Source organism: Cutibacterium granulosum (assembly GCF_900186975.1).
Taxonomy (GTDB): Bacteria; Actinomycetota; Actinomycetes; order Propionibacteriales; family Propionibacteriaceae; genus Cutibacterium; species Cutibacterium granulosum.
The window spans coordinates 1,092,570-1,117,937 of the sequence record NZ_LT906441.1 but is presented as its reverse complement, the minus strand read 5'-3'; the positions used below and the strand labels follow the sequence as shown (position 1 = coordinate 1,117,937).

Here is a 25,368-nt window from a genome sequence, read left to right as displayed (position 1 = left end):
CATCCTGGTGAACAGGCCTCGCTCGATCTCACTCGTCGTCACGGCCTTCCGCCCTCCCCTGCCAGTTTGATCACGTCGTCCTGGTCCAGCCAGGTGACCAGTGCCGCCAGTGTCTCGTCGAGAGACGCCAGTCGACAGCATTCGTCATCTTTGTGAGCATACATCGGGTCACCAGGGCCGAAGTTGAGGGCTGGAATCCCGAGCTCGCTGAACCGGGCGACGTCGGTCCACCCGTACTTGGGGCCCGGTTGGCTCCCCACTGCCGCGACGAAGGACGTGGCCAGTGGCTGGTCCAGCCCCGGACGTGCCGGCGAGGAGAGATCGAGCACCGTCATCGGCCAGTCGGCGAACAACTCCTCCATGGCAGTCCTGGCCTGGGCTGCCGTCTTGTCGGGGGCGAACCGGTAGTTGATCTGGATCTTCGCGCTGGGTGCAATGACGTTTCCGGCCACGCCGGCCTGCAGCATCGTCGCGTTGAGTCCCTCCCGGAATCGCAGCCCCTCGACCAGCACGTGTGGGTCGTGCTGCTGCCAGTCGGAGAGGATCTGCAGGATGGGCAGCAGCCGGTGGATGGCGTTGCGTCCCTTCCAGGAACGCGCCGAGTGTGCCGCCTGTCCCGCGACGTCCAGGGTGAACCGCATCGTTCCCTGACAACCTCCCTCGACCACACCATCGGTGGGTTCCATGAGGATCGCGAGATCGGCATGCAGCAGGTCTGGTCGCGCGGCAGCGATTTTGCCCAGCCCATTGTGTTCGGCAGCGATCTCCTCGGCCTCGTAGAAGACGAAGGTGAGGTCTCGGTTGGGTTCGTGCAGGTGGCTGGCAAGGTACAGGGCCACTGCCACACCACCCTTCATGTCGCAGGTGCCCCGTCCCACCAGGTATTCCTCACCATCGACGGTGTGCACGTGGGACGGGAGGTTGTCGACGATCGGTACGGTGTCCAGGTGCCCGGCGATGAGGACGCGCTCGGGTCGCCCCATGTCGGTGCGGGCCACCACGGAGTTGCCGATCCGGTCGACCTGCAGGCCGGTAATCTCGCGCAGTACCGCCTCCACCGCGTCGGCCAACGGACCTTCCTGCTGTGAGACCGATGGGAAATCGACCAGGTCGCGGAACAGTTCATGCAGATTCGTCGTGTCGAGGTGCGCCGGGTTCGCAGATGGCAGGCTCATGACACTTGATATTAGTGGACAGGTGGGTGAGCACCGACTGGCCGCTAAACTCGTGAGCATGACGCAGACGACTTCTCAACCACGCACTGCCTGGGGATGGGGCCTGGCCACCGTCCACGTCGATGGTGAGGTTCTCGACACATGGTTCCCCAATCCCAAGCTCGGCGACCCCGATGACACCCCCTTCCATGACCGATTCCATCTCGCGGTCGATGCTGGGTTGGACCCCATCCGTCGGGTGCACAGTGAGATCGTGCGCACCGTCATCAATCTTGACGAGCCGCCTGCCGACGTCTCGGACGCCTACCTTCGTCTGCACCTGCTCTCGCGACGACTCTGCCAGCCTCGCACCATCAACCTGGACGGCATCTTCTCCGTGCTGCCGAACAATGCATGGACCAACTTCGGACCGTGCCGGGTGGACGACCTGGACCACGCCCGCATCGAATCCCGCTCCACCCGTACTGCCCTGGTGGTCCACTTGGTGGACAAGTTCCCTCGAATGGTCGACTACATCGTCCCCTCCGAGGTGCGCATCGGCGATGCCGACCGCATCCGGCTGGGTGCCCATCTGGCACCGGGAACGACCGTCATGCACGAGGGATTCGTCAACTTCAATGCCGGTACCCTGGGCGCCTCGATGGTGGAAGGCCGTGTCTCGCAGGGAGTGGTCGTGGGAAACGGCTCGGACATCGGTGGTGGTGCCTCGATCATGGGCACCCTGTCCGGCGGCGGCAAGGAACAGGTGACGATCGGGGAAGGATGCCTGCTGGGCGCCGAGGCCGGTCTGGGCATCTCGCTGGGCGACAATTGCGTCGTCGAGGCCGGCCTGTACCTCACTGCCGGCACCAAGGTGACCCTGCCCGACGATCGAATCGTCAAGGCCCGTGAGCTCTCCGGTGCCTCCGACCTGCTGTTCATCCGGGACTCCACCAGCGGAACCGTCAAGGCATTGAGCCGTTCGGGTGCCTCGATCGAGCTCAATGCCGAGTTGCACTCGAACTGAGCAACCATGGCACGGCACGCTCGTAGACGCCGCAGGGACGGCGCACGGACCGCAGTGGCTCTCCTCGTCAGCGTGACGCTCGTCGCAGCGCTCGCGATCGTTGGGGTGAAGATGTGGCACAAGGTCAAGCCCGCTGCCCGAACCGACGCCGAGGGATGTCACGTCGTGGTGGACTCCGAGACCTACTGGCTGGACCTGGAACAGTCGGAGAACGCCGCGATCATCGTCGCCGAGTCCATCCGACGCGGCCTGTCACCTCGTGCCGCGTCTATCGCCCTGGCCACGGCGATGCAGGAGTCCGGACTGCGCAATCTGGACTACGGCGACCGTGACTCCCTGGGCCTGTTCCAGCAGCGCCCATCCCAGGGATGGGGAACGGCGAAGCAGGTGCGTGACCCGTGGTATGCGTCTGGCAAGTTCTACGATGAGCTGGTGCACGTGTCCGACTGGCGCACTGGCGACATCAATGACGTCGCCCAGGAGGTACAGCGTTCTGGGGTGCCCGACGGCTACCGCAAGCACGTCGCCAAGGCCCGGGCATGGGCCAGCGTGCTCACCGGCCAGTCTGCCCAGATGGTGTCCTGCATCAATCGTTCGTCGCTGGCGGCTCCTGCCGCACAGCTGGCTGCCCACACCCGCAAGGGGCTGGGCACGGTGGCGACGATTCGCGCCACCGGCGACACGGTGACCATCGGTGCCACCTCTGCCACCACGCTGCGCGCTGCGATCAACATCACCATGGCCTCGACGAACCGGTCGCGACTCCTCGAGGCACATGCCGAGAATCAGGTGTGGAAGCACGATCCGCAACACTTCGCTCAGTGGACGGCGGTTCCGGCTCAACCCGCCGGTAGTCCGGGAGGGGCCGGAAGCGTTCACGGCGGATCCGTCATCGCAGCGTCCTGAGCTGCCGGGTCCCGCGACGGTAGGCCATGGGATGACGTCATGCCCGTCATCCCATGCGTGCTGCCAGCTTGGCGTACGGGGCTTGCGTGAGACTGGTCACGCGGCTCCGCGACCCGCACGCAGCCGTTGTGCCGCAGCTGCGATCCGCTCATCACTGGCGGTGAGTCCCACCCGCACGTGCTGGCTCGTGCCTGCCACGTAGAAGTCGCCGGGGGCAACGAGAACACCCAGGCGGGCGAACCTGTCCACGGTGGCCCGGCAGTCCTCACCACACGTGGCCCACAGGTACAGCGAGCCCTGGGAGTCGTCGATCCGGCACCCGGCGTCCTGCAAGGCAGACATCATGATTCCGCGACGCCGCCGGTAACGATCTGCCTGGACCTTGACGTGTCCGTCATCATCCAGGGCGGCAACCATGGCAGCACTCACCGGAGTGGAGACCATGAGCCCGGAATGCTTCCGTACTGTGAGGAGCTCGCTGATGAGCGTCTCATCACCGGCCAGGAACCCGGCACGGTAGCCGGCCATGTTGGATCGTTTCGACAACGAGTACGCCGCGAGCAGGCCGCTGTGATCACCGCCGCAGATCTCGTCGTCAAGGATCGAGTACGCCTTTCCGTCCCAGACGAACTCCCCGTAGCACTCATCGGAGACCAGCACGGCATCAGTGCGGCGAGCGTAACGGACCCAGCTTCGCAGCTCGTCTGCCGACATCACCCGCCCACTGGGATTCGCCGGGGAATTGATCCAGATGAGGTCGACAGAGCCATCGGGATCAGGGGAATCGGCGAGCTGATCGGGATGATCCGCAGCAACGATCCGAGCCCTGGCGAGCTGGGCGCCCACTCGGTAGGTCGGGTAGGCCGTGATCGGCACGATGACCGTGCTGTCCGAAGACAACCCCAGCTGGGTGGGCAGCCAGGCAACGAGCTCCTTGGTGCCGATGACTGGCAGCACGTTCTCATGGTGCAGTCCACGCACCGACCACCGGCGCTCCAGATAGCCCACGATGGCGTCCCGCAGTTGTGCAGTACCCCACACCGTGGGATAGCCGTGGGCATCCGAGGCCTCGGCAAGGGCATGCTGGACGAACTGCGGAGTGGGATCGACAGGGGTGCCCACTGAAAGGTCGACCAACCCGTCCGGATGTGATTCAGCCATCCTGCGTGCCTGCGCAATGGTGTCCCACGGGAAGCTGGGCAGGGTGGCCGAGACGAGACGACGTGTCATGGGTGCGTCGGCTCACTCACCCTGGGGAGGCAGGGCGGTGACGAGCGGATGATCCGTACCGGTCGGTCCGAGCCGTGCGGCACCGCCCGGGGAACCCAGCGAGTCGAAGAACTCGGAGTTGATGGTGAGGAACTTGCCCTGGTCGTCGGGCAGGTCGTCCTCGTAGTAGATGGCCTCGACGGGGCAGACGGGCTCACAGGCTCCACAGTCGACACACTCGTCGGGGTGGATGTACAGCGTGCGCTCGCCTTCATAGATGCAGTCGACCGGGCACTCCTCGACGCAGGCGCGGTCCTTGACGTCCACGCAGGGCAGGCCAATGACGTATGTCATCTCGCTCTCCTCACTTTTCTCCGATGATTACTGTTGCCAGCAGGGATCACGGTTTGACGATCTGCACCCACTCTAGACCCATGTGACACGTTGCCTGGTTCTCACCGAGTGGCGTGCCCGGACGCAATTCGCACGTCACTCGTCTGCTCAGCTCTTCTTCCCGTCCTTGGCAGGCTGACAGACGATCTGGTTCGTGGGTTGGTAGGTCCACGCGAAGGGCTCTTCCTTAGCGACCGAGCCGCCCTTCCAGAACTGGCGGGAATAGGTCACGTGGAAGCCCTCGGATCCACCTTGGGCATGGCAGTCCTTGCCACTCTGGGTGATCGTGGACGGCGGCTTCTTGTCGGTGACCTTCGGATCGGTGGCAGTGATGCGATCCCAGCTGGGGGTGGACCACAGGCGCACGGTGATCGAACCTTGCGACGATGGGGTGGATGGCGTCACGGACGCCTGCACCAGGACGCCGTACTTGGTGTCATTGCGGAACTTCACGTCCAGGGAACCTGAGTACAAGGTGGCCTCTCGGCCCATGGGGTATCGGCTGAAATACAGAGTGTGCGGATGGTGCTCGACATCGGTCATCCCTGCGAAGAATGCGGCGTTGAACACCGTCGTCGCAGATTGCGACACTCCCCCGGCAACTTCCTTGACGAGGGAGGGACCTTCAATGACCCACCCATCAACATATCCAGTACTGGAATTTCGTGCTCCGAGTTCCTTGTCAAGGCTGAACGTCTTGCCGGGTGCAACGTAGGACTCGTTGATGTGCTTGGCAGCGAGACCCAGATTGGTGTTGCGGTAGTCCGCATGCGGGAACGTCGTCGTGAATTCCCCGATGACGGTCTTGACCCCGGCCGCATTAGCCTGGTCGGTGGAGAATGCCGGATCCAGCTTCTTGACGGGAACCGAGACGTCACGTTGTGATCCGGTCCGGGTGAGTGCGGAACCAACGATGGCGGTGAAGTCCTTCTCGACGATCCCCTCCCCCACCGACGAGGGGACGACCGTGGGCTTGCCACCGGCAAGGGTGAATGAGGCATCGTGCGGCTGAGTGAAGCCAAGACCCAGGTGAGGAATCACGTTGTTGTAGAGCTTCGACGTGTCGGTATTGGCGGTGATTTTCCTGTCCTTGGTCGTGATCGTCGTCACCTTGGCGATCTGTTCGGGGGTCACCGCGAAATCACCGCGTGAGGTCTTCACCCGCACCGGGCCGGACAACATGGGTTTGAGCTGCTTGGTGACGACCTCGTCAACGGCTTTGTCCGTGACATCTGGAACAGGACGTTTGACCGTTGCCGGCACGGTGGTCTTCATCTCATGCCATGCTGCCTCCACTGACTTCGCAGTGGCGGGAACGTCGAGATCGCGGCCCTGCACGGCCTTCCTGGTGACGATCCTGGCACCATCGAGGTGAACGGTGGCGTCCTTGGCATTGATGGCAAATGCGCCTGCGTTCTTGTCGATCGTCTTCTCCACGGCAGTGGTGTCGACCTTGGTCTGCAGCGGCACTGGACCGCCCCCGAGCAGGGTGTTCCAGATGGTGGCAGGATTCCACGAGTTCTTGGCACCGGCACGATCCATCGTCGCGTCCCAGTCAACGACAAGCCCCGCCTTGGCGGGGTCGATGGTGACCTTGGTGCCGCGGTCGGCAACAGTGATCGGAGCAGTCATCCTCGGACCGAGCTCGTCCCTGAGTGTCGCCTCGGCGGTGGTGTGGTCCATTCGCCCGATGGGGACCCCCTCGACGGTGGTCTTGGCCGGCATGGTGCCGTTCGCCATGGCATGACCGGTTAGGTACGTGCCGCCGAGGAGAACGATGAGCGCTGCCGCAATGGAGACCCCGATGATCGCCCTGCGATGCTTCGCGGATGTCTGTGCCACGCTTGTCCGTCCTGTCGAGAATCAGCTGGTACCGTCCTGCACACAAGACGCAGAACCTCGAGTCATCTTAGACGCCGAGTGCCCCCGCACCCAGTCGAGGGGTGGCGGGGGCACTCGGCAACAAGGCCTCAGCGCGGTGAACCTTGCTCAGGTTGACACCACATCAATGCGCCTCGACAGGCAGTGCAGCATTGATCGCCTCGACGCTGGCCTTGGCGTCACCGAAGAGCATCCTGGTCTGGTCCATGAAGAACAGTGGGTTCTCCACACCGGCATAACCGGGCTTCATGGAGCGCTTGAAGACGACGACCTCCTTACCCTCCCACACGTGCAGCACCGGCATGCCGGAGATCGGGGTGCCGGGTTCGGTGGCGGCAGGGTTGACGGTGTCGTTGGCCCCGATGACCAAGACGATGTCGGCGTCGGAGAAGTCCTCGTTGATCTCGTCCATCTCCATGACGATGTCGTAGGGGACGTGAGCCTCGGCGAGCAGCACGTTCATGTGGCCCGGCAGACGTCCGGCCACCGGGTGGATGGCGAACTGGACGTCGACACCCTGCGCAGTGAGCTTGGCGGCGAGATCGGCCACCGGGTACTGCGCCTGGGCGACGGCCATGCCATAGCCGGGAGCGATGATGACCTTGCTGGCATCGGCCAGCTGGGAGGCGAGTTCGTCGGCCTTGATCTCGGTGATCTCACCGGCGGGACCGTCGTCCTGCTTGGCGATGGCATCGCCGAATCCACCGAGGATCACCGAGGTGAACGAGCGGTTCATGGCCTTGCACATGACGTAGGACAGGATGGCACCGGAGAAACCGACCAGGGCGCCGGTGACGATGAGCACCGGGATCTGCAGGCTGAACCCGGAGAACGCTGCGGCCCAACCCGAGTAACTGTTGAGCATCGAGATGACAACCGGCATGTCGGCACCGCCGATGGCTGCCACCAGATGGAAGCCCAGGACCAGTGACATGAGGGTGAGCAGGATGAGCGGCAGCCAGGCGATTCCACCGGTGACGTTGGAGAACCAGATGCCGCACACGATGATGCCCACGACCAGGCCGAGGTTGATCCAGTTGCGGCCGGGGATGGCGAGTGGTTTCGAGGCAATCTTGCCAGAGAGTTTGCCCCACGCCACCAGGGATCCGGTGAAGGTGAGCGCACCGATGAACACACCGATCCAGATCTCGGAGAGCTGGAAGGTGGTGGCAGCGTCGCCGTCCTCCAGGAAGGCTCCGAAACCGATGAGCACGGCTGCCAGACCGACGAAGGAGTGCAGCTGGGCGATGAGCTCGGGCATCCCGGTCATCTCGACCTTGACGGCCTTCATGACGCCGATGGCCCCACCGATGATCATCGGGATGAAGAGCAGCAGCATCGAACTGGGATGGTAGTCGGGCATTCGGACCAGCCACACGATGGTGGCGATGATGGCGATGAGCATGCCAACCATGCCGAAGGCATTGCCTCGCTTGGAGGTCTCGAACTTCGACAGTCCGGCCAGGGCGAGGATGAACAGAACGCCAGCGACGATGTACGAGGCGTTGATGAAGTTGAACAGGGTCTCAGACATGTCATCAGGCCTTTCGGAACATCTTGAGCATGCGCTGGGTGACGGTGAAGCCACCGAAAATGTTGATGCTGGCGATGAGCACCGTGATCGCCGCAATGATCTTGATGGCCCACGATCCGCTGCCGAGCTGGGTGACGGCACCGACGATGATGATGCCGCTGATGGCGTTCGTCACGCTCATGAGTGGGGTGTGCAGGGCGTGGGTGACGTTCCACACGACGTAGTAGCCCACGACGACGGCAATGGCGAAGGTGCCGAAGAGCTCGACGAAGCTGGCCGGGGCGAAGGTGAGCAGCGCGATGAGGACGACGGCCAGCGCCGTGACGATGCCGAAGCTGTAGGTCCACGGGCGCGGCTCCTTCTTCACCTCCTCGACGGGTTCGGGAGCCTTGGCGGCCGGCTTGGGGGCTGCTGCCACCTGCACCGGAGGCGGTGGGTAGAGCAGCTCACCGTCCTTGCACACCGTCATGGTGCGCACGACCTCGTCGTCCATGTCGAGGACGATCTGGCCGTCCTTGTCTGGGGTGACGAGCTTGAGCAGATTGACGAGGTTGGTGCCGTACAGCTGGGAGGACTGACCGGCGAGCCGGGAGGGCAGGTCGATGTAGCCGATGATCGTCACGCCGTTGTCGGTGACGTACTTCTCACCGGGGCGGGTGAGCTCGCAGTTGCCACCGCCCAGGGCAGCCAGGTCGACGATGACCGACCCGGGCTTCATGGCCGCAACCATGTCGGCGGTGATGAGCCTGGGGGACGGTTTGCCGGGGATGGCGGCTGTGGTGATGATGACGTCGTCCTTGCCGGCCTGCTCCAGGTACAGTTCGGCAGCACGTGCGTTGTAGTCGTCGGAGGTCTCCTTGGCGTAGCCGTCGGAGCTCACGCCCTGATCGCCGCCGGCATCGGACTGACGCACGTGCAGGAAGGTGGCACCCATCGACTGCACCTGCTCGGCGGTCTCGGGGCGCACGTCGGTGGCGTAGACCTCGGCACCCATGGAGTTGGCGGCGCCCAAGGCGGCCAGACCGGCCACGCCGGTTCCGATGACGAAGACCTTGGCCGGGGGCACCTTGCCGGCCGCCGTCACCTGACCGCCGAAGGTGCGTCCGTAGGCATGGGCTGCCTCGACGACGGCACGGTAGCCGGAGATGTTGGCCATTGAGCTCAGGGCGTCCATCGACTGGGCACGCGAGATGCGCGGCACCATGTCCATGCTCATGCCGGTGATGCCAGCAGACTGCAACTTCTGGGTGAGCTCGAGATCCTGCCGCGGGTGCAGGAAGGTGACGAGAATCGCGCCACGCTGCATGAGCCCGATCTGTTCGTCGGAGGGTTCGTTGACTGCCAGGACGATGCTCGACCCCCACACCGTGGTGGAGTCGGTCAGCGTCGCCCCGGCCTTCTCGTAGGCGTCATCGGGCAGAGACGCGTTGTCTCCGGCGTGATGTTCGACTGCGATGTCGTACCCGAGTTTGCGGATCGCCGCCACCGTGGTCGGCGTCGCAGCGACCCTGTTCTCACCCGGGACGACTTCCCGTGGTATTCCGATTCTCATGTCCCTGACTCTTTTTCCTTACGATCATTTTTCATCGCCTGGGACCGTGCTGTGCACATTTTTCCCGTCGACGGGTGCGAAGCCGTCATTGGCGTTGGCACCCACAGGTTACTACGACAGCATGTCGTTGTGGGTGTTGCTCGAATGGCGTGGTGAACACACGAATCCAACTATGAGCAACCAGGCCCTGCCCCGGCTCGGTGGGCACCAGCCACGCCGGGCCCAGATGCCGGTGCGTGGGCCAGCGATACCGGTGGCGTGTCCGCGTTCCTGACGGGGACGCCTGCTCGGATGTGAACAACATCACCTGCTGGCAGACGCCTCCGCCATACTCAGCACCCGGTCAGGAGAGCAGCTGCTGCGCAACGGTGACGACGTGTTCGGCCGTCATGCCGAACTTCTCCATGCACACGTCCCCGGAGGCAGAGGCTCCGAAGCGCTCGATGGACACCGAGGCACCCTCGCAGCCGACGTACTTGGCCCATCCCATGGCGATTCCGGCCTCGACACTGACCCGAGCCTTCACATCGCTGGGCAGCACCTGTTCGCGATAGTCGGTGTCCTGGGCGTCGAACCACTCCTGACACGGCATGGACACCACACGGGTGGGGACCCCCGCCTTCTCGAGGCTCAGCTGTGCCTCGAGGGCAACTCCAACCTCCGAACCAGTGGCGATGAGGATGAGCTGCGGGTCGGACGATGCCTCGGACAGGACGTAGCCGCCCCTGGCCGTCCCCTCGGCGCTGGCGCACTGGGTACGATCCGCGGTGGGCACGTCCTGACGGGTGAGGACGAGGGCCGAGGGACGATCGGTGTGCTCCAGCACGGTTCGCCAGGCCACGGCCGTCTCGTTGGCGTCTGCCGGACGGATGACGTCCAAGCCAGGGATGGCGCGGTACGCAGCCAGGTGCTCGATCGGCTGGTGGGTCGGCCCGTCCTCACCGACGCCGATCGAGTCGTGGGTCCACACGAAGATCGACGGGATCTTCATGAGGGCGGCCAGACGCACCGCAGGGCGCATGTAATCGGAGAAGACGAAGAAGGTGCCGCCATAGCAACGGGTGAGGCCCGACAGGGTGATGCCGTTGATGATCCCGCCCATGGCATGTTCCCGAATGCCGAAGTGCAGGGTACGCCCGTAGGGTCCACCGGGGGCCGTCTCGCTCACCCGGCTCTCGGGCAGGAAGGACGGGGCACCGGCCATTGACGTGTTGTTGGACCCTGCCAGGTCGGCGGATCCACCCCACAGCTCGGGCATCTGATCGGCCAGGGCGTTGAGGACGGTTCCCGAAGCCTTGCGGGTACTCATCCTGCCCGGCTCGAAGGTCGGCAGGCTGAGATCCTCCGGCAGCTCGCGCCGGGAGATCCGGTCATAGCAGGCAGCCTTGTCCGAGTGGGCGTCACGCCAGGAGGCGAAGGCGTCATCCCAGCTGCTGCGCTCGGCACGGGACTGCTCGGCCCGACAGGAGCGCACTCGCTCCACCAGGTCGGTGTCGATGGCGAACGGCTCGTCGTCGAAACCGAGGGTCTGCTTGAGGGCGGTGATCTCTGCGGTGCCGATCTTGGCACCGTGTACCGAGGCGCTGCCCTGCAGGTGGGGCATCGGCCAGCCGATGACGGTGCTCACCCGAATGAGCGAAGGTTTGTCGGTGACGGCCTTGGCGGCCTCGATGGCCCGGTACAGCCCCTCGACGTCCTCGACGTAGTCGGTGCCGCCACGGGTGAAGTCGACGTGCTGGACGTCCCACCCATAGGCACGGTAGCGGGCCTCGACGTCCTCGGTGAAGGCAATGCCGGTCTGGCCCTCGATGGTGATCCGGTTGTCGTCGTACAGGACGATGAGGTTGCCCAACTCCTGGGTGCCGGCCAGCGAGGACGCCTCGGCCGAGACACCCTCCTGCAGGCAGCCGTCGCCGGCGATGGCGTAGACGAAGTGGTCGAACGGGCTGGTGCCGGGTTCGGCGTCCGGGTCGAGCAGTCCGCGCTCACGGCGAGCTGCCATGGCCATGCCGACGGCATTGGAAGTGCCCGATCCCAGCGGACCGGTGGTGGTCTCGACGAAATCGGTGTGCCCGTACTCGGGATGGCCAGGGGTCTTGGACCCCCAGGTGCGCAGTGCCTTGAGATCGTCGAGTTCCAGTCCGCAACCGGTCAGGTACAACTGGTTGTACAGGGTGAGCGAGGAGTGGCCGGCTGACAGGACGAACCGGTCGCGTCCCTGCCAGGATGGGTCCTGGGGGTCGATCCTCATGACCTTGTGGAACAGCAGGTAGGCCAGCGGGGCCAGGGAGACGGCGGTTCCAGGATGGCCGTTGCCCGCCTTCTCGACAGCGTCGACGGCCAGCACCCGCGCCGTGTCTACGGCACGCTGGTCGTCCTCGGTCCAAGTGAATTGAGTGGTCACGTGTCTTCCTCTCAGCAGTGCGATCGATGCGGACGTGAAAAGCGGATCAGCCAGCTCAATTCCACTCCGGCATCGCAACGGCCTCTCCACATGAATCGTACAAAGTCCGGGTCGGTACATGCATACTGACGTCGGTACGCAGGCGGCGCCTTGCATCGTGCGCACCGCCTGGACGATGATCTGCGATAATTCATCCAGCGCGTCAACGCAGGACATAGAGCAAGGAGAGGACGCCATGACCGCCTACCATGCCGATTCATCGGAGCTTGAGGACAAGGAGATCCTCAGCTGGGAGCTCTTCGGACAGGCCCAGGAGGAGCTCGCCCAGCAGATTGCCGACTCCGACTTCTCACCGGAGGTGCTGGTGGCGGTGGCCCGTGGCGGGATGCTTCCCGGTGGTGCCCTCACGTACTCCCTTGGCGTGAAACTCACCGATGCCATCAACGTCGAGTTCTACACAGACGTCAACGAGACCTTGGCCGACCCCATTCTGTTGGCGCCGCTGCTGGACACCGATTCCATCCGCGGGCGGCGCATCCTCGTCGTGGACGACGTGGCCGACTCCGGACGCACCTTGGCCCTGGTGCTCAAACTGCTGCGTGGTTTCGGCGCCGAAGTACGTTCGGCGGTGCTCTACACCAAGCCCCGCACCGTCGTTCAACCTGATTTCTCGTGGCGCACCACAGACAAGTGGATCGTCTTCCCGTGGAGCGCCAAGCCCCCGGTCATGGCACGTGACTGACGCCGTACGAGCCACCCGCAGCGCGGACCGAACTACCCCTGCACGACTGGCCGGACGTGGGACGGGCTTGCGCACCCCCAGCTCTCCCCCGGGGACGGATCAGGCCCCTCCATGCATCGAGAACCCCGCATGCAGAGGACTCGGGCCCAGCGGACCCCGTGCGCAGAAGACTCCGCACGCAGGGGCGACGTACCTGCCGTTCTCCCCGCCACCATGCCGTTCCCTGCGCCGGCCCCACACGGGCAGACGTCGCCCACGCCCGATCAGTGGCACAATCATCTGCGGGGCCTGCAGCCATCGACAACGAGGCCCCACTCGTCAGCAATGGAGCAGAAAGAGCCATGAGCCAGTCAGCCCCGCCGCACCAGGATGCGGCGTCGACCTCGCGAGGAATCGAGACCGCTGGGATCGAGATCATCGGCGAGGACCAGCGCACCGCCAGACCGCGTGATCTCTTCCTACCTTGGTTCGCAGCCAACATCTCGGTGTTCGGCATGAGCTACGGGGCATTCATCCTGGGGTTCGGGGTGTCGTTTCGCCAGGCGGTCGTTGCCGCAGTCGTCGGCGTCATCGTCTCGTTCCTGCTGTGTGGCATCGTCGCCATCGCCGGCAAACGTGGCTCCGCACCGACGATGGTGGCCTCCCGAGCGGCCTTCGGGGTGCAGGGCAACAAGGTGCCCGGAATCGTCTCGTGGGTCACGTCGATCGGCTGGGAGACGTCGCTGGCCATCACGGCAGTACTGGCCACGGCGACGATCTTCCAACGACTGGGCTGGAGTTCGGGCACGACGGTGAAGGTCATCGCCGCCATCGTCGTCGCCGTACTCATCGTGCTGGGGGCAGTGGCCGGCTACCACATCATCATGCGGATGCAGACCGTGCTCACCTGGGTCACCGGCATCGTCACCGTCATCTACGTCACCATGACGATTCCACACATCGACTGGGGCGTGGTGACACACCTGCCGGACGGACCGTGGCAGGCCGGGATCGGTGCCATGACGATGGTCATGACCGGCATGGGGCTGGGTTGGATCAACATCGCAGCGGACTGGTCGCGGTACCAGAGCCGGGACGCCTCCGGCAGCTCCATCGTGCTGTGGAACACGGTGGGCGGGTCACTGGGACCGGTCGTTCTCATCACCATGGGCTTGCTGCTGGCCGGCTCGTCACAGGATCTGTCCGAGGCCATCGCCCTGGACCCGGTCGGCGCCCTGGCGACGATCCTGCCCACCTGGTTCCTCGCACCCTTCCTCCTGGTCGCCGTACTCTCCCTGCTCTCGGGGGCCATCAACGGCATCTACTCCTCCGGCCTCACCCTGCTCAGCCTGGGGATTCGTATTCCCCGCCCAGCGGCATCGCTCATTGACGGCACCATCCTCACCATTGGCACGATCTACGTCGTCTTCCTCTCCCCGAACTTCATCTCACCGTTCCAGTCGTTCCTCGTCACCCTGGGTGTGCCGCTGGCCGCCTGGGCCGGAATCATGATCGCCGACATCACCTTGCGCCAGAAGCCCTACGACGACACCGACCTGTTCCGTTCCGCGGGACGCTACCGTGCCGTCGACCCGGTCTCGATGGTGTCCTTCCTGGTGTGCGTGGCCATCGGCTGGGGTCTGGTCATCAACCAGTACGAGGGAGTGAGCTGGAACGACTGGCAGGGCTACCTGCTCGAGCCTCTCGGTCTGGGCGGCAGGCAGGGGCCGTGGGCCTACGCCAACATCGGGGTCATCGCAGCCCTGGTACTGGGATTCCTCCTCACGGTGATCGGACGACGTGGCATCGTGCGTCGCCAGGAGGCCATGGCACCCAGCACTGCGGTGGGTGCGAGCGTGGCCACGGACCGGTGAGGGGCACCGACCATGAACGAGGAAACGATGATGGGTGAACAGGACGGGCCCGGCGAGCCGTGGCTGGTCGTCATCGATCCGCAACGGATCTTCGCCGACCCGTCGTCACAGTGGTGTGCACCCCGATTCGCAGAGATCGTTCCGGTGATCGACCGGCTCGTCACAGGTTTCGGCGATCGGGTGATCGTCACCCGATGGGTCGCCGGGCAGCCACACGAGGGGTCGTGGCGGGACTACTTCACGCGCTGGCCCTTCGCCGATCTTGCCGCGAATGATCCACTGCTGGATCTGGTGGACGCTGCCCGGCCGTGGGCGCGTCGCCCCACTGTGGACTGCTCCACCTTCGGCAAGTGGGGCGCCTCCATGCAGGAGCTCACCGGAGAGCATCCGCACCTGGTGCTCACCGGGGTGGCCACCGATTGCTGCGTCATCTCGACGGCCCTCGCCGCTGCCGACGCCGGGGCGCGGGTGAGCGTCGTCTCCGACGCCGTTGCAGGTTCCGCAGATGCCGAGCACGAGGCTGCCCTGCACGTCATGGAGCTGTTCTCACCGCAGATCGAGGTGGTCGAGGCGCAGGACGTGCTGGCCCGGTAGTCACCATCCTCGTCGACCCGTCACCTGCTGCATGAAAATGTGTGACCCGCGAGCGGACCAGCTTGCGTCCACACCCCAAAGGATTGATAATGGTTCTCAATCATTGCTATGGAGAGGACACCATGCGACACCCAATCCTGACCGCTGCGCTCGCCGGCACCGTCGCGCTGACGATGGTCGGCTGCTCCACCAACAAGGACGACCAGTCCGCCTCGGGCGACAAGTCCGACAAGCCCGTCATCGTGGCCTCGACGAATGTCTGGGGATCAGTTGCCCGAGCCGTGGGCGGCGACCAGGCCGAGGTGAAGTCCGTCATCACCAAACCCACCCAGGATCCGCACGACTACGAGGCGACGGCGCAGGACAAGCTCGCCTTCTCCAAGGCGTCCATCGCCATCGTCAACGGCGGTGGGTACGACGACTGGGCCACCACCTTGGCCAAGTCCTCGGACTCCAAGCCGACACTCATCGACGCCGTCACTGCGTCCGGGCTCAAAACGGCCGATGACGCCGACCACGAGGAGCACGGTGACCACGACGCGGATCACGAGGGCCACCACCATCATCACCACCACGGCGAGTTCAACGAACACGTCTTCTACAGCATCGACACCGCACTCAAGGTGTCCAAGGTGATCGAGACCCAGCTGTCCAAGGCAGATCCCGACCATGCCAGCGACTACAAGGCCAATGCCGACGAATTCGCCGGCCAGCTCAAGGACCTCGACAAGAAGGCCGACTCCTTCGCCGATTCCCACAAGGACGTCCATGCCCTGGCCACCGAGCCGGTCGCCGGGTACCTGCTTCAGGACATGGGCATCGAGGACTCCACCCCCGAGGAGTTCGTGGCCCAGTCCGAGACCGACGCCGGCCCGTCCACCAAGACCGTCGCCGACACCAAGGCCCTGCTCAGCGACAAGAAGGTCCAGCTGCTCGTCGTCAATGGGCAGACCACCGACGCCATCACCGACCAGCTGCGTTCCACCGCCAAGACCGCACACATTCCGGAGGTCGGAGTCACCGAGACCCTCCCCGAGGGTGTCGACACCTATGCCGACTTCATCGGCTCGACGATCGACAAGATCTCCACAACCGTCAAGTGAGAGGCTCCTCGTACCGACCAGGACGCCGTACGTACCGGCACGCCTGATCGGCGGGTGAGCCCCTGTTCTCCCGTCCGGGGTTGTCATGGACAGCCCCGGACGAGTTATTGTCACTGCTACCGGCCTGCCGAGATCGTTTCTCAGGAAGTTCACATGCCATCTGCCACACCAGCCCAGTTGGACAATGCCAAGGTTGCCTTCGGTGAACGCATCCTGTGGGAACACGTCAACCTCACCGTGCATCCCGGCGAGTTCATTGCCGTCCTGGGCCCCAATGGTGTCGGCAAGACGACGATGCTGCGCGTCCTGCTCGGGCAGACCGCTCTGTCCGAGGGCACTGCACGGGTCAACGGCAAACCCGTCCGGCCCGGATCACGTGACATTGGTTACATCCCGCAGCAACGCACCCTTGACGCCCTGGCCCCTGTTCGCGGCAGGGATCTGGTCGGCATGGGGATCGATGGTCACCGGTGGGGGCCGGGGTGGCCGTCGCGGACGAGGCGGAGACGCATCGCCGAGGTCATCGAGCGAGTTGGGGCGTCTGCCTACGCAGACTCACCGATCAGTGTGCTCTCCGGAGGTGAGCAGCAACGGCTGCGCATCGCCCAGGCCCTCGTGAGCGAACCAGTGCTCATGCTCTGTGACGAGCCGCTGCTGAGTCTGGACATCCATCATCAGCAGGCCGTCACACGCCTCATCGACCAGGCCCGCCGCGACAATCCACTGGGCGTCCTCTTCGTCACCCACGAGATCAACCCGATCCTGCCGTTCGTCGACCGCGTCGTCTACGTTGCCAATGGCGGTATGCGCATCGGGACCCCCGACGAGGTGCTGCGTACCGAGGTGCTCACCGACCTCTTCGGCTCTCCGGTGGAGGTGTTCCAGCACGGCGATCGAATCATCGTGCTGGCCGACGAGGAGCAGGGCCGCCACGTCCACGGCGAGAATCGGGAGCGCTGAGCATGGATTTCTCGACAATCATCAATTTCAATGACTTCGCCACCCTCGTCCCGCTGGTGACCGGTTCGATCATTGCCGGACTCATCCTGGGGGTCGTCTCGGGGCTCATCGGTCCGATGATCCATGCAAGAGACCTCGCCTTCGCCGTGCACGGCACCTCCGAGCTGTCCTTTGCCGGGGCCTCGGTGGCGCTGTATTTCGGGACGTCAGTGACCGGTGGCGCCGTGGCCGGTTCGCTGGTGGCCGCCGTCATCCTGGGAATGCTGGGGGTGCGAGCCAAGGAACGCAATGCCTCGATCGGCGTCATGTTGCCGTTCGGTTTGGGTATCGGGATGCTCTTCCTGAGCCTGTACGACGGACGATCGTCCAACAAGTTCGGCCTGCTCGCCGGGCAGATCGTAGCGATGGAGTCGACCCAGATCACCACCCTGGCGGCAGTTGCCGCACTCGTCACGGCTGTCCTGGCGTTCATCTGGCGTCCGTTGTTCTTCGCCTCGGTGGATCCCGAGGTGGCTCGGGCACGCGGGGTGCCGATGCGCACCCTGTCCATTCTCTTCATGGTGCTGCTCGGCCTGACGACGGCCATGGCCGTCCAGCTCGTCGGTGCCCTGCTCGTGCTCTCCCTGCTCATCACGCCGACTGCGGCCGCCAGCAAGATCACGGTGCGGCCGACCATGCTCGTCGTGTGGTCCATTCTCTTCGCCGTCGTCTCGGCGGTGGGAGGCATTCTGCTCTCCCTGGGGCCCGGTCTGCCGATCAGCCCCTACGTCACGACGGTGAGTTTTCTCATCTACCTCGTCTGTCTGATCATCGGGTCCATTCGCAGCCGACGTGGCTGGGGGCGACGAGCTGCTACCTGAGCGTTGCGGCACGTGTTCCGCAGCTCATCGTCCAACGGATCTCTTTCGCTTCCCATCGCGAGCGATGAGAACACCGATGGGGGCCCACGCCGCGATCGTCACGAGGATGCCCACGTACGGTCGTGGGGTCTCCTGGCTCTTGGCCACCAGGAACCAGCCAGCGACGATCAGGACCAGAGCCATCCATGCGAGGGCTCCCCGGATCGCTGCGGAGAACAGTCCCCGCTTCATCAGTTCCTCAACGAGCCAGTACACCAGGATCACCTGGGCCATGGCGAGGTAGGGCGCCGCCCACGCGCCATGACATGCCCTAGCGTCGAGGAAGAGGACGACGTCGACAACGTTCAGTATCAGAGCCAGTACAAGCATGACGATCTCCTGGCAACGAGTCACTGCAGTCAGTTCCATCCTTGCACACTGGGTACTGCCGTTCGTCGCACTCTGCAGATGTAGATGTTCGGGGAAATCAGGGGCCGGGACGAATCAGTGCCCGGGCAGCCCGTGCCATCCCATCGTGCCGCGCGCCATGTCCTGCAGTGCCGCACCCCGTGCACAGTTTTCCTCCTCGTCACCGTGCCGATGCCGCGATGTCATCGTCGTTCGATTGACTGCAGCCATCCCCTAGTCCGAAGGACGAAAATGAGAAAACACTCCCACATCGTTGTGTTCACTCTTGTCGCGCTGATGACCAGCACAGGAGTTGCACACGCTGCTCCACAGTCCACCGGTGACGCCGAGGCGGCCACGGCCATCAGCCTCTACACCAGTGCACTCGGCGACATCACGACCATGCCCAATGGTGTGCACATCACGAACAGCGGCCACGGCTCATCGTTCCATGCCGCACCCAGCGCCGAGCTCGTGGACCACCAGAGTGTCTTCTACGGCCTCACCGACCGTGGCCCCAATGTTGACGGTGACCTCGCCGGCAAGGAGGTCAAGGTCGAGCCCGTGGTGGACTTTCAGCCCAACATCACCAAGTTCGTCCTCAGGAACGGCGTGATGGAGCCGCGGGAAACCATTGGGCTCAAGCGCAACGGCAAACCGATCAACGGTCAACTCAACGGCCAGGCCGACACCGGGGAGACGATCGTCGACATCACCGGCAGGAAACTTGCCCCCAGCGACAACGGCCTGGACCCCGAGGGATTGGTGGCCGCCAAGGACGGCAGCTTCTTCGTCTCCGACGAGTACGGCCCGTTCATCGTGCATTTCGACGCCGACGGCAACGAGATCGATCGTCTGAATCCCTACGAAGGCACTCTGCCCGCTGAGCTGCGGTTCCGCACGGCCAACAAGGGCATGGAGGGGCTCACCCTCAGCCCGGATGGCAAGACCATGTACGGAGTCATGCAGTCCGCCCTGACGACGCCGGACATCAAGGGCAAATCCAAGAATGTGCCGTTCGTGCGCATCGTCGCCATCGACACCGCATCCATGAAGGTGACCGGGCAGTACCTCTACATGTTGCACTCCTCACAGGCACACACCACCGTCTCGGAGATCTCGGCCCTGGGCAACCACACCCTCCTCGTCGACGAGCGAGATGGCAAGGCAGGCTCCGACACCTTCAAGCGTCTGTACCGCATCGACCTGGCCCAGGCCACCAACCTGCTTGACCTCGCCAATGCCTACGACCCCGACAAGGGTGGCGTCCTCATCGACGGAAAATCCCTGGAGGGCTACGTGTCGCACACCGACGGAGCGAAGGCCAACGAGCAGGTCGCCGCCGAGACGTTGCGTGCGGCTGGCATCTCACCGGCGCAGGGCAGGCTGTACCTTGACGTCACCAAGCTGGTCTGGGGAGCCGATCCCAGTGGCAACACCTTCAGCCACGACAAGGTGGAGGGGGTCGCCGTCACCAAGGGTGGTCAGCATCTCACCCTGGCCAATGACTCCGATTTCGGGCTGGAGGGTTCCAGCCACACCGGGACGCAGTTCGAGCTCAAGCAGAAGGAGTACCAGGGCAGGCCCGAGACCGGCGAAGCCCTGGACATCGACATGACCGCCGTCCCGCAGCAGTACCGAGGTGACGGTTACATCGCACCAGAGGTCAACACCACAGACGCTGGCACCGAGGTGGAGGTCACCCTCGGCGGTCTGCAACCCGACACCGGCCACGAGCTACTCGCCGGGAGGAAGAAGCTGGTCTCGGTGGATGCCGATGCTCGTGGAGATGCCACTACGACGGTCGATCGTGCTGAGCTCACCGCTGCAGGGAATACTCTCACCCTTGCCCTGGACAACCAGGTCGTGGGTTCCTGGTCGGTGCAGCCTGCAGCCACGCCGTCACCATCCATGAGCCCCTCCGCTCCTGCAGCGTCTCCCACTGCCACGGCGTCTGGCTCCTCGCCCATCACCTCTCCGACCTCGAGCACTCGTGCCACACCTGCGGCCACTCCGACTGGTGTTCCGTCGGCAATCGTGACCCCCGAGCTGTCATCGCACAAGGAAGCCACACCCGCTGGGTCCACCACCGGACACGCCCACGGCACCGACGACGATTCGAGCACCTCATCTGGCAGCCAGATCGTCACGTCGAGCCCCTCACGTGGCCTGGCCCTACCGGCCACCGGCAACTGAGACTGACGCCCACCCATACCGACTCAGGGGGCAGTCATTGCCAGGCCAGCCGCGTTGATTCCCGGCCATGGGATGAGCTGCTGACCACACTTGCCACCACACCATCCATCACCACCTCCGAGCGGGGCACGTGCTGCAGCACGTGCCCCGCTCCTCGTCGTCAGGGAAAGTTCATTCACCTCTCACAGGTTCCATCCGCGCTGTCCGCGGCTTCAGTACTCAACTCCCGTCGTCTTGCCATACGATCTCATTGCAAAAATATTCTCTCTCGTGCATAATTATTTTTACCAACGTCGAGACATCAGGATCTGTCATGAACGTCACAAAGCTCGCACTGGCCATTCCCGCCGCCGTTGTCTCCCTGTCCCTAGCCCTCACCGGATGCACCCATGCCTCCGAGGAGAGCGCATCTGATGGCGGTTCGGACACCTCGGACAATGCCAAGATCATCGATGCAATGGACAAGGACGAAGACATCGCCAAAATGGTCCCGGCCAAGATCGCCAACCGTGGCACCCTGTCCAGCGGCATGGCCGCCAACTACGCCCCGGCTGAGTTCATCGATTCAGATGGCTCGACGATCATCGGCTTCGACATCGACTACCTCAAGGCCATGAGCAAACTCATGGGTCTCGAACTCACCACGGCCAACACGGCGTTCCCCAGCCTGCTGCCGGCACTGGGCACCAAGTACGACCTCTCCGCATCGACCTTCACCATCACCGATGAACGTCTCACACAGGTGAACATGGTGTCGTACTTCAAGGCTGGATTCTCGATGGCCGTCCAGAAGGGCAATCCTCAGAACGTCTCCCCCGACGACCTGTGCGGCCACAAGGTTGCCGTGCAGACCGGTACTGCCCAGGAGACCGACGCCCAGCAGAAGAACAAGAAATGCGCAGCCGACGGAAAGAAACCGATCGATCTGCTCTCCTACCCCAGCCAGGCAGACGCAACCACCAATGTCGCCGGAGGCAAGGCCGACGTCCTGTTCGCCGACTCGGTGATCACTTCCTACGCCATTTCGAAGAATGATGCCCTGGAGGCCCTGGGCGGGGTGACCGACGCCTCCCAGTTCGGTGTGGCCACGGCCAAGAATGACGACGGCCTGTCCAAGGCCGTGCAGGCTGCCACCCAGAAGCTCATCGACGACGGCACCATGAAGAAACTACTCGCCAACTGGGGCAATGAGTCCGGCATGATCGACAAGGCAGAGCTCAACCCCAGGAGTGGCTCGCAGAGCTGACAACCCGCGAGGCACTGCTCCTGGATCAGTCTGACCATGCATCCGCACGATGAGCTCGATCCAGCGCACAGCTTCCCCCACATCCACCCGCTCCCCTCCAGAGGAACTCATGGACACCCAACATCACGCCGACATCCCCAATCGGATCAAGGCCAAGGACGTTCCACATCCGGGCACGTGGATCGCCGCGGTCATCGTCGCCGTCCTCGTGGCAATGCTCATCCATGGCCTGGTCACCAACCCCAACTACCAGTGGGACATCGTCTGGCTGTACCTGCGCGACGTCAAGGTCGTCCAGGGCATCGGCTACACCCTGCTGCTCACCGTCGCCGCGATGATCCTGGGCACGATCGTCGCCCTCATCATGGCAATCATGCGCCAGGCTCGAAATCCGGTGTTGCGCGCTGTGGCGTGGGCATACATCTTCGTGTTCCGTGGCGTGCCGGTCTACACCCAGCTGGTGTTCTGGGGACTGTTCGCAGTGCTCTACCCCATGCTCTCGGTGGGTGTGCCCTTCGGACCGGAATTCGTGAAGTTCCGCACCGAGGACGTCCTCACCGCCCTAGCCGCTGCAATCATTGGTCTGGGACTCAACGAGGGCGCCTACCTTGCCGAGATCATCCGCGCCGGACTGGAATCGGTGGACGCCGGTCAGACCGAGGCTGCCAAGGCTCTGGGCATGAAACCGAGCCTCATCATGCGCCGCATCATCATCCCCCAGTCGATGCGTGTCATCGTGCCGCCACTGGGCAATGAGACGATCGGCATGCTCAAGACGACCTCGCTGGTGCTGGCAGTGCCATTCACCCTAGATCTGCAGTACGCCACCAACGCCATCGCCAACCGCATCTACGCCACGATCCCCCTGCTCATCGTCGCTGCCATCTGGTACCTCGTCATGACGAGCGTTCTCATGGTCATCCAGCACTACGTCGAGGCGTACTACGGACGGGGATTCTCCCGTCGCAAGACCACCGGATCGACGCGCCACAATCGTCAGTCCGCGGTCAATGCATCTGGAACCACCCCTGCCGAGCCACTCCCCGAGGTAGAACTGTGAGCACCACTCCCACCCCACGTCACGAAAAGACATCCGACACCCCGACCGGGGCCGGACCACTCGTCGAGCACACGGCGGCGCCGCACAGCAGCGCTTCCGAGACGCCCATGACCCATGTCGCGGGTCTGCACAAGGAATTCGGCTCCCTGCACATTCTCAAGGGGATAGACCTGGACGTCGGCAAGGGTCAGGTGTGCGTCCTGCTCGGCCCGTCCGGATCGGGAAAGTCGACGCTGCTGCGGTGCATCAACCAGTTGGAGACCTTCGAGGCCGGCAGCATCCGCATCGACGGTGAGCTGGTGGGATACCAGGAGACCCCCACCAGAGGTGGGCGCCTGCGCCGGCTCCCGGAGAAGACGATTGCTGCTCAGCGAGCCAGGACCGGCATGGTCTTCCAGCGATTCAACCTCTTTCCGCACATGACGGCCCTGGAGAACGTCATGGAGGCCCCGATCCACGTTGCCGGGGCCGGCAAGGACGAGGCCCGGACCGCTGCCCTGCACCTGCTGGAGCGGGTGGGCATGGCAGGACGCGCCGACCACTACCCCGCCGAACTGTCCGGCGGACAGCAGCAGCGGGTGGCCATCGCTCGCGCCATGGCGATGAAGCCCGATCTCATGCTCTTCGACGAGCCCACCAGTGCGCTGGACCCGGAACTCGTCGGCGAGGTGTTGGCCGTGCTCAAGGACCTGGCAGCCGAGGGAATGACGATGGTCATCGTCACCCACGAGATCGGCTTCGCCCGTGAGGTGGCAGACATCGTTGCCTTCATGGACGACGGAGTCATCGTTGAGTCCGGCGACCCCCAGAGCGTCATTGACGATCCGCAGTCACCTCGTCTGAGGGATTTCCTCGACTCCGTGTTGTAGAACTGGTGTCATGGGCAACGACATGATTCGGCTCGGCCAGTTCCTCAAATTCGCCAACCTCGTCGAGACCGGCGGGCAGGCACGTGAGCTCATCACGACAGGAGTGGTGAGTGTCAATGGTGAGGTGGAGAGGCGACGCGGACGCCAGCTGCACCCCGGCGACACCGTCACCATCGAGACCGACGCGGGTCCAGTGACCGAGGAGGTGAACCTGGACCCGATCGACGTCCCGTGGTGATGCTCAGCCCTGGCTCCCCATGGTGCCCTGGGCCCACGGCAGGTCGGGGACGACCTGGGCGAAAGTCTGCAGGATCTCCTCGGCGCCCTTGAGCGCGCTGGTGGCCTCGATGCTCATGTCGGCCTCGATCCTCTGGGCGACCTCGCGCAGCTTCGGCTCGTGCCGCAACGACTCCAGGATCTCGTCCTCCACCATGGCCCACAGCCATTCACGTTGCTGCTCCAAGCGGCGGGCCTGCAGGGACCCGTCCGACTCCAGGTACTCCCGGTGGTCGAGAACCGCCTGCCACAGGTCGTCCAGCCCGTCGCCGGTGTAGGAGGAGCAGGTGAGCACCGGGACACGACGGTTCTGGTCGGCCTGGACGAGTTTCATGGCGATGGACAGTTCACGTGCCGAGACGCGGGCGTTACCGGCATTGTCGCCGTCGGCCTTGTTGACCGCGACGACGTCCGCCAGTTCGAGGATGCCCTTCTTGATGCCCTGCAGCTGGTCACCGGTACCAGCCACGGCAAGCATGAGGAAGGTGTCGACCATCTCGGATACGGCGACCTCCGACTGCCCGACACCGACCGTCTCGACGAGTACGACGTCGTACCCGGCGGCCTCCATGACGATCATGGCCTCTCGGGTGGCCCGGGCCACACCGCCCAGGTGACCGCCAGAGGGTGAGGGGCGGATGAAGGCGTCATCCAGGGTGGCGAGCTCTCCCATACGGGTTCGGTCACCGAGGATCGAGCCGCCGGTTCGGGTGGACGACGGGTCCACGGCCAGCACGGCTACCTGATGGCCGTGCTCCTTGATGAGCTTGGTTCCCATCTTGTTGATGAAGGTGGATTTTCCGGCTCCCGGTACGCCAGAGATACCGACACGAATTGCCTTGCCAGTGTGCGGGGCGAGCTGACGCAACATCTCATGGGCCTTCTCCCGGTGGGAAGGCTTGCTCGATTCCACCAAGGTCAGCGCTCGGGCGATGACCTGGCGGTTTCCGGCCAGCACCTGGTCAACGAGTTCGGGTACGTCGATAGCCATGTCGCTCCTTCTTGGGCTCGCTCTACAAGCGCGTTACTCCAACTTATCGCGTCTGGAGCACGTGTGAGGGGGTTGGGGATGAAGTCAGTCGTCACCCATCTGACTGGGTGGGGACCGAGTGCAGTGCCGGTGTCCAGTCGTGAGGCAGGCTGTTCTGGATCCAGGCCTCCA

At 64.1% G+C, this 25,368-nt stretch carries 22 protein-coding genes; 13 read left to right on the top strand and 9 right to left on the bottom strand.

Going from position 1 to position 25,368, the window contains the following annotated elements:
• Positions 1–38: 38 nt before the first annotated feature.
• Positions 39–1,175 (bottom strand): succinyl-diaminopimelate desuccinylase, encoded by a 1,137-nt coding sequence (gene dapE, locus CKV91_RS04675; protein WP_021105962.1) that lies wholly within the window; start codon positions 1,173–1,175, stop codon positions 39–41.
• A 58-nt stretch (positions 1,176–1,233) separates the two neighbouring features.
• Here dapE and dapD point away from each other — a divergent pair, with 58 nt between their 5' ends.
• A complete protein-coding gene (dapD, locus tag CKV91_RS04670; protein ID WP_036957677.1) occupies positions 1,234–2,181 on the top strand; it encodes a 2,3,4,5-tetrahydropyridine-2,6-dicarboxylate N-succinyltransferase in 948 nt (315 codons plus the stop codon).
• Positions 2,182–2,187: 6 nt separating this feature from the next.
• Entirely contained in the window at positions 2,188–3,087 is a 900-nt protein-coding gene (locus CKV91_RS04665) for a hypothetical protein (RefSeq protein ID WP_065860921.1), read from the top strand.
• Positions 3,088–3,183: 96 nt separating this feature from the next.
• On the opposite strand, the gene dapC is transcribed toward CKV91_RS04665, so the two are convergent.
• The 6 genes from dapC to tkt form a co-directional block, all read right to left on the bottom strand.
• On the bottom strand, positions 3,184–4,317 hold the full coding sequence (gene dapC / locus CKV91_RS04660) for a succinyldiaminopimelate transaminase (protein ID WP_021105959.1): 1,134 nt from the start codon (positions 4,315–4,317) through the stop codon (positions 3,184–3,186).
• 12 nt (positions 4,318–4,329) lie between these two features.
• The gene (fdxA, locus tag CKV91_RS04655; RefSeq protein ID WP_021104522.1) at positions 4,330–4,650 is read right to left on the bottom strand and encodes a ferredoxin; all 321 of its coding nucleotides are present in this window, start codon (positions 4,648–4,650) and stop codon (positions 4,330–4,332) included.
• Between the two features lie 147 nt (positions 4,651–4,797).
• Positions 4,798–6,531, bottom strand: a complete 1,734-nt coding sequence (locus tag CKV91_RS04650; protein WP_065860920.1) for a VanW family protein — start codon at positions 6,529–6,531, stop codon at positions 4,798–4,800.
• A gap of 163 nt (positions 6,532–6,694) precedes the next feature.
• Positions 6,695–8,104: an NAD(P)(+) transhydrogenase (Re/Si-specific) subunit beta gene (locus CKV91_RS04645; protein ID WP_065860919.1), complete on the bottom strand. Its 1,410-nt coding sequence runs from the start codon at positions 8,102–8,104 to the stop codon at positions 6,695–6,697.
• A 4-nt stretch (positions 8,105–8,108) separates the two neighbouring features.
• Positions 8,109–9,656 carry a Re/Si-specific NAD(P)(+) transhydrogenase subunit alpha gene (locus CKV91_RS04640; protein WP_065860918.1) on the bottom strand — a complete coding sequence of 516 codons (1,548 nt, stop codon included), beginning with the start codon at positions 9,654–9,656 and terminating at the stop codon, positions 8,109–8,111.
• A gap of 343 nt (positions 9,657–9,999) precedes the next feature.
• Positions 10,000–12,060, bottom strand: coding sequence for a transketolase (tkt, locus tag CKV91_RS04635; protein WP_065860917.1), 2,061 nt, complete (start codon positions 12,058–12,060; stop codon positions 10,000–10,002).
• 235 nt (positions 12,061–12,295) lie between these two features.
• Between tkt and CKV91_RS04630 the strand changes: the two genes are divergently transcribed.
• The 6 genes from CKV91_RS04630 (at position 12,296) to CKV91_RS04605 (ending at position 18,172) form a co-directional block, all read left to right on the top strand.
• Entirely contained in the window at positions 12,296–12,802 is a 507-nt protein-coding gene (locus CKV91_RS04630) for a phosphoribosyltransferase (protein WP_021104527.1), read from the top strand.
• A gap of 341 nt (positions 12,803–13,143) precedes the next feature.
• Positions 13,144–14,655 (top strand): purine-cytosine permease family protein, encoded by a 1,512-nt coding sequence (locus tag CKV91_RS04625; protein ID WP_065860916.1) that lies wholly within the window; start codon positions 13,144–13,146, stop codon positions 14,653–14,655.
• A 12-nt stretch (positions 14,656–14,667) separates the two neighbouring features.
• Positions 14,668–15,249, top strand: coding sequence for a cysteine hydrolase family protein (locus CKV91_RS04620; RefSeq protein WP_325168517.1), 582 nt, complete (start codon positions 14,668–14,670; stop codon positions 15,247–15,249).
• A gap of 122 nt (positions 15,250–15,371) precedes the next feature.
• The gene (locus CKV91_RS04615; RefSeq protein WP_065860931.1) at positions 15,372–16,352 is read left to right on the top strand and encodes a metal ABC transporter solute-binding protein, Zn/Mn family; all 981 of its coding nucleotides are present in this window, start codon (positions 15,372–15,374) and stop codon (positions 16,350–16,352) included.
• Between the two features lie 153 nt (positions 16,353–16,505).
• The gene (locus CKV91_RS04610) at positions 16,506–17,312 is read left to right on the top strand and encodes a metal ABC transporter ATP-binding protein (protein WP_021104531.1); all 807 of its coding nucleotides are present in this window, start codon (positions 16,506–16,508) and stop codon (positions 17,310–17,312) included.
• Between the two features lie 2 nt (positions 17,313–17,314).
• Complete coding sequence (locus CKV91_RS04605; protein WP_065860914.1) at positions 17,315–18,172, top strand: metal ABC transporter permease; 858 nt, start codon at positions 17,315–17,317, stop codon at positions 18,170–18,172.
• 24 nt (positions 18,173–18,196) lie between these two features.
• On the opposite strand, the gene CKV91_RS04600 is transcribed toward CKV91_RS04605, so the two are convergent.
• A complete protein-coding gene (locus tag CKV91_RS04600) occupies positions 18,197–18,541 on the bottom strand; it encodes a hypothetical protein (RefSeq protein WP_065860913.1) in 345 nt (114 codons plus the stop codon).
• Between the two features lie 315 nt (positions 18,542–18,856).
• Here CKV91_RS04600 and CKV91_RS10085 point away from each other — a divergent pair, with 315 nt between their 5' ends.
• From CKV91_RS10085 to CKV91_RS04575, 5 genes are all read left to right on the top strand, one after another.
• The gene (locus tag CKV91_RS10085; protein WP_095141080.1) at positions 18,857–20,755 is read left to right on the top strand and encodes an esterase-like activity of phytase family protein; all 1,899 of its coding nucleotides are present in this window, start codon (positions 18,857–18,859) and stop codon (positions 20,753–20,755) included.
• Between the two features lie 313 nt (positions 20,756–21,068).
• Positions 21,069–22,001, top strand: coding sequence for an ABC transporter substrate-binding protein (locus CKV91_RS04590; protein ID WP_021104535.1), 933 nt, complete (start codon positions 21,069–21,071; stop codon positions 21,999–22,001).
• A gap of 49 nt (positions 22,002–22,050) precedes the next feature.
• Positions 22,051–23,061 carry an amino acid ABC transporter permease gene (locus CKV91_RS04585; RefSeq protein WP_316328281.1) on the top strand — a complete coding sequence of 337 codons (1,011 nt, stop codon included), beginning with the start codon at positions 22,051–22,053 and terminating at the stop codon, positions 23,059–23,061.
• Between the two features lie 107 nt (positions 23,062–23,168).
• The gene (locus tag CKV91_RS04580) at positions 23,169–23,930 is read left to right on the top strand and encodes an amino acid ABC transporter ATP-binding protein (RefSeq protein ID WP_065861004.1); all 762 of its coding nucleotides are present in this window, start codon (positions 23,169–23,171) and stop codon (positions 23,928–23,930) included.
• A gap of 22 nt (positions 23,931–23,952) precedes the next feature.
• Entirely contained in the window at positions 23,953–24,168 is a 216-nt protein-coding gene (locus CKV91_RS04575; protein ID WP_036957670.1) for an RNA-binding S4 domain-containing protein, read from the top strand.
• 3 nt (positions 24,169–24,171) lie between these two features.
• Here the strand turns inward: CKV91_RS04575 and meaB are convergent, their stop codons facing one another.
• Positions 24,172–25,197 (bottom strand): methylmalonyl Co-A mutase-associated GTPase MeaB, encoded by a 1,026-nt coding sequence (gene meaB / locus CKV91_RS04570; protein ID WP_021104539.1) that lies wholly within the window; start codon positions 25,195–25,197, stop codon positions 24,172–24,174.
• Between the last annotated feature and the right edge of the window lie 171 nt (positions 25,198–25,368).

Coding starts and splice junctions, on each gene's coding strand:
- dapE (WP_021105962.1), bottom strand. CDS start 1,175: ATGAGCCTGCCATCTGCGAACCCGGCGCACCTCGACACGACGAATCTG.
- dapD (WP_036957677.1), top strand. CDS start 1,234: ATGACGCAGACGACTTCTCAACCACGCACTGCCTGGGGATGGGGCCTG.
- CKV91_RS04665 (WP_065860921.1), top strand. CDS start 2,188: ATGGCACGGCACGCTCGTAGACGCCGCAGGGACGGCGCACGGACCGCA.
- dapC (WP_021105959.1), bottom strand. CDS start 4,317: ATGACACGTCGTCTCGTCTCGGCCACCCTGCCCAGCTTCCCGTGGGAC.
- fdxA (WP_021104522.1), bottom strand. CDS start 4,650: ATGACATACGTCATTGGCCTGCCCTGCGTGGACGTCAAGGACCGCGCC.
- CKV91_RS04645 (WP_065860919.1), bottom strand. CDS start 8,104: ATGTCTGAGACCCTGTTCAACTTCATCAACGCCTCGTACATCGTCGCT.
- CKV91_RS04640 (WP_065860918.1), bottom strand. CDS start 9,656: ATGAGAATCGGAATACCACGGGAAGTCGTCCCGGGTGAGAACAGGGTC.
- CKV91_RS04630 (WP_021104527.1), top strand. CDS start 12,296: ATGACCGCCTACCATGCCGATTCATCGGAGCTTGAGGACAAGGAGATC.
- CKV91_RS04625 (WP_065860916.1), top strand. CDS start 13,144: ATGAGCCAGTCAGCCCCGCCGCACCAGGATGCGGCGTCGACCTCGCGA.
- CKV91_RS04620 (WP_325168517.1), top strand. CDS start 14,668: ATGAACGAGGAAACGATGATGGGTGAACAGGACGGGCCCGGCGAGCCG.
- CKV91_RS04615 (WP_065860931.1), top strand. CDS start 15,372: ATGCGACACCCAATCCTGACCGCTGCGCTCGCCGGCACCGTCGCGCTG.
- CKV91_RS04610 (WP_021104531.1), top strand. CDS start 16,506: ATGCCATCTGCCACACCAGCCCAGTTGGACAATGCCAAGGTTGCCTTC.
- CKV91_RS04605 (WP_065860914.1), top strand. CDS start 17,315: ATGGATTTCTCGACAATCATCAATTTCAATGACTTCGCCACCCTCGTC.
- CKV91_RS04600 (WP_065860913.1), bottom strand. CDS start 18,541: ATGCTTGTACTGGCTCTGATACTGAACGTTGTCGACGTCGTCCTCTTC.
- CKV91_RS10085 (WP_095141080.1), top strand. CDS start 18,857: ATGACCAGCACAGGAGTTGCACACGCTGCTCCACAGTCCACCGGTGAC.
- CKV91_RS04590 (WP_021104535.1), top strand. CDS start 21,069: ATGAACGTCACAAAGCTCGCACTGGCCATTCCCGCCGCCGTTGTCTCC.
- CKV91_RS04585 (WP_316328281.1), top strand. CDS start 22,051: ATGAGCTCGATCCAGCGCACAGCTTCCCCCACATCCACCCGCTCCCCT.
- CKV91_RS04580 (WP_065861004.1), top strand. CDS start 23,169: ATGACCCATGTCGCGGGTCTGCACAAGGAATTCGGCTCCCTGCACATT.
- CKV91_RS04575 (WP_036957670.1), top strand. CDS start 23,953: ATGATTCGGCTCGGCCAGTTCCTCAAATTCGCCAACCTCGTCGAGACC.
- meaB (WP_021104539.1), bottom strand. CDS start 25,197: ATGGCTATCGACGTACCCGAACTCGTTGACCAGGTGCTGGCCGGAAAC.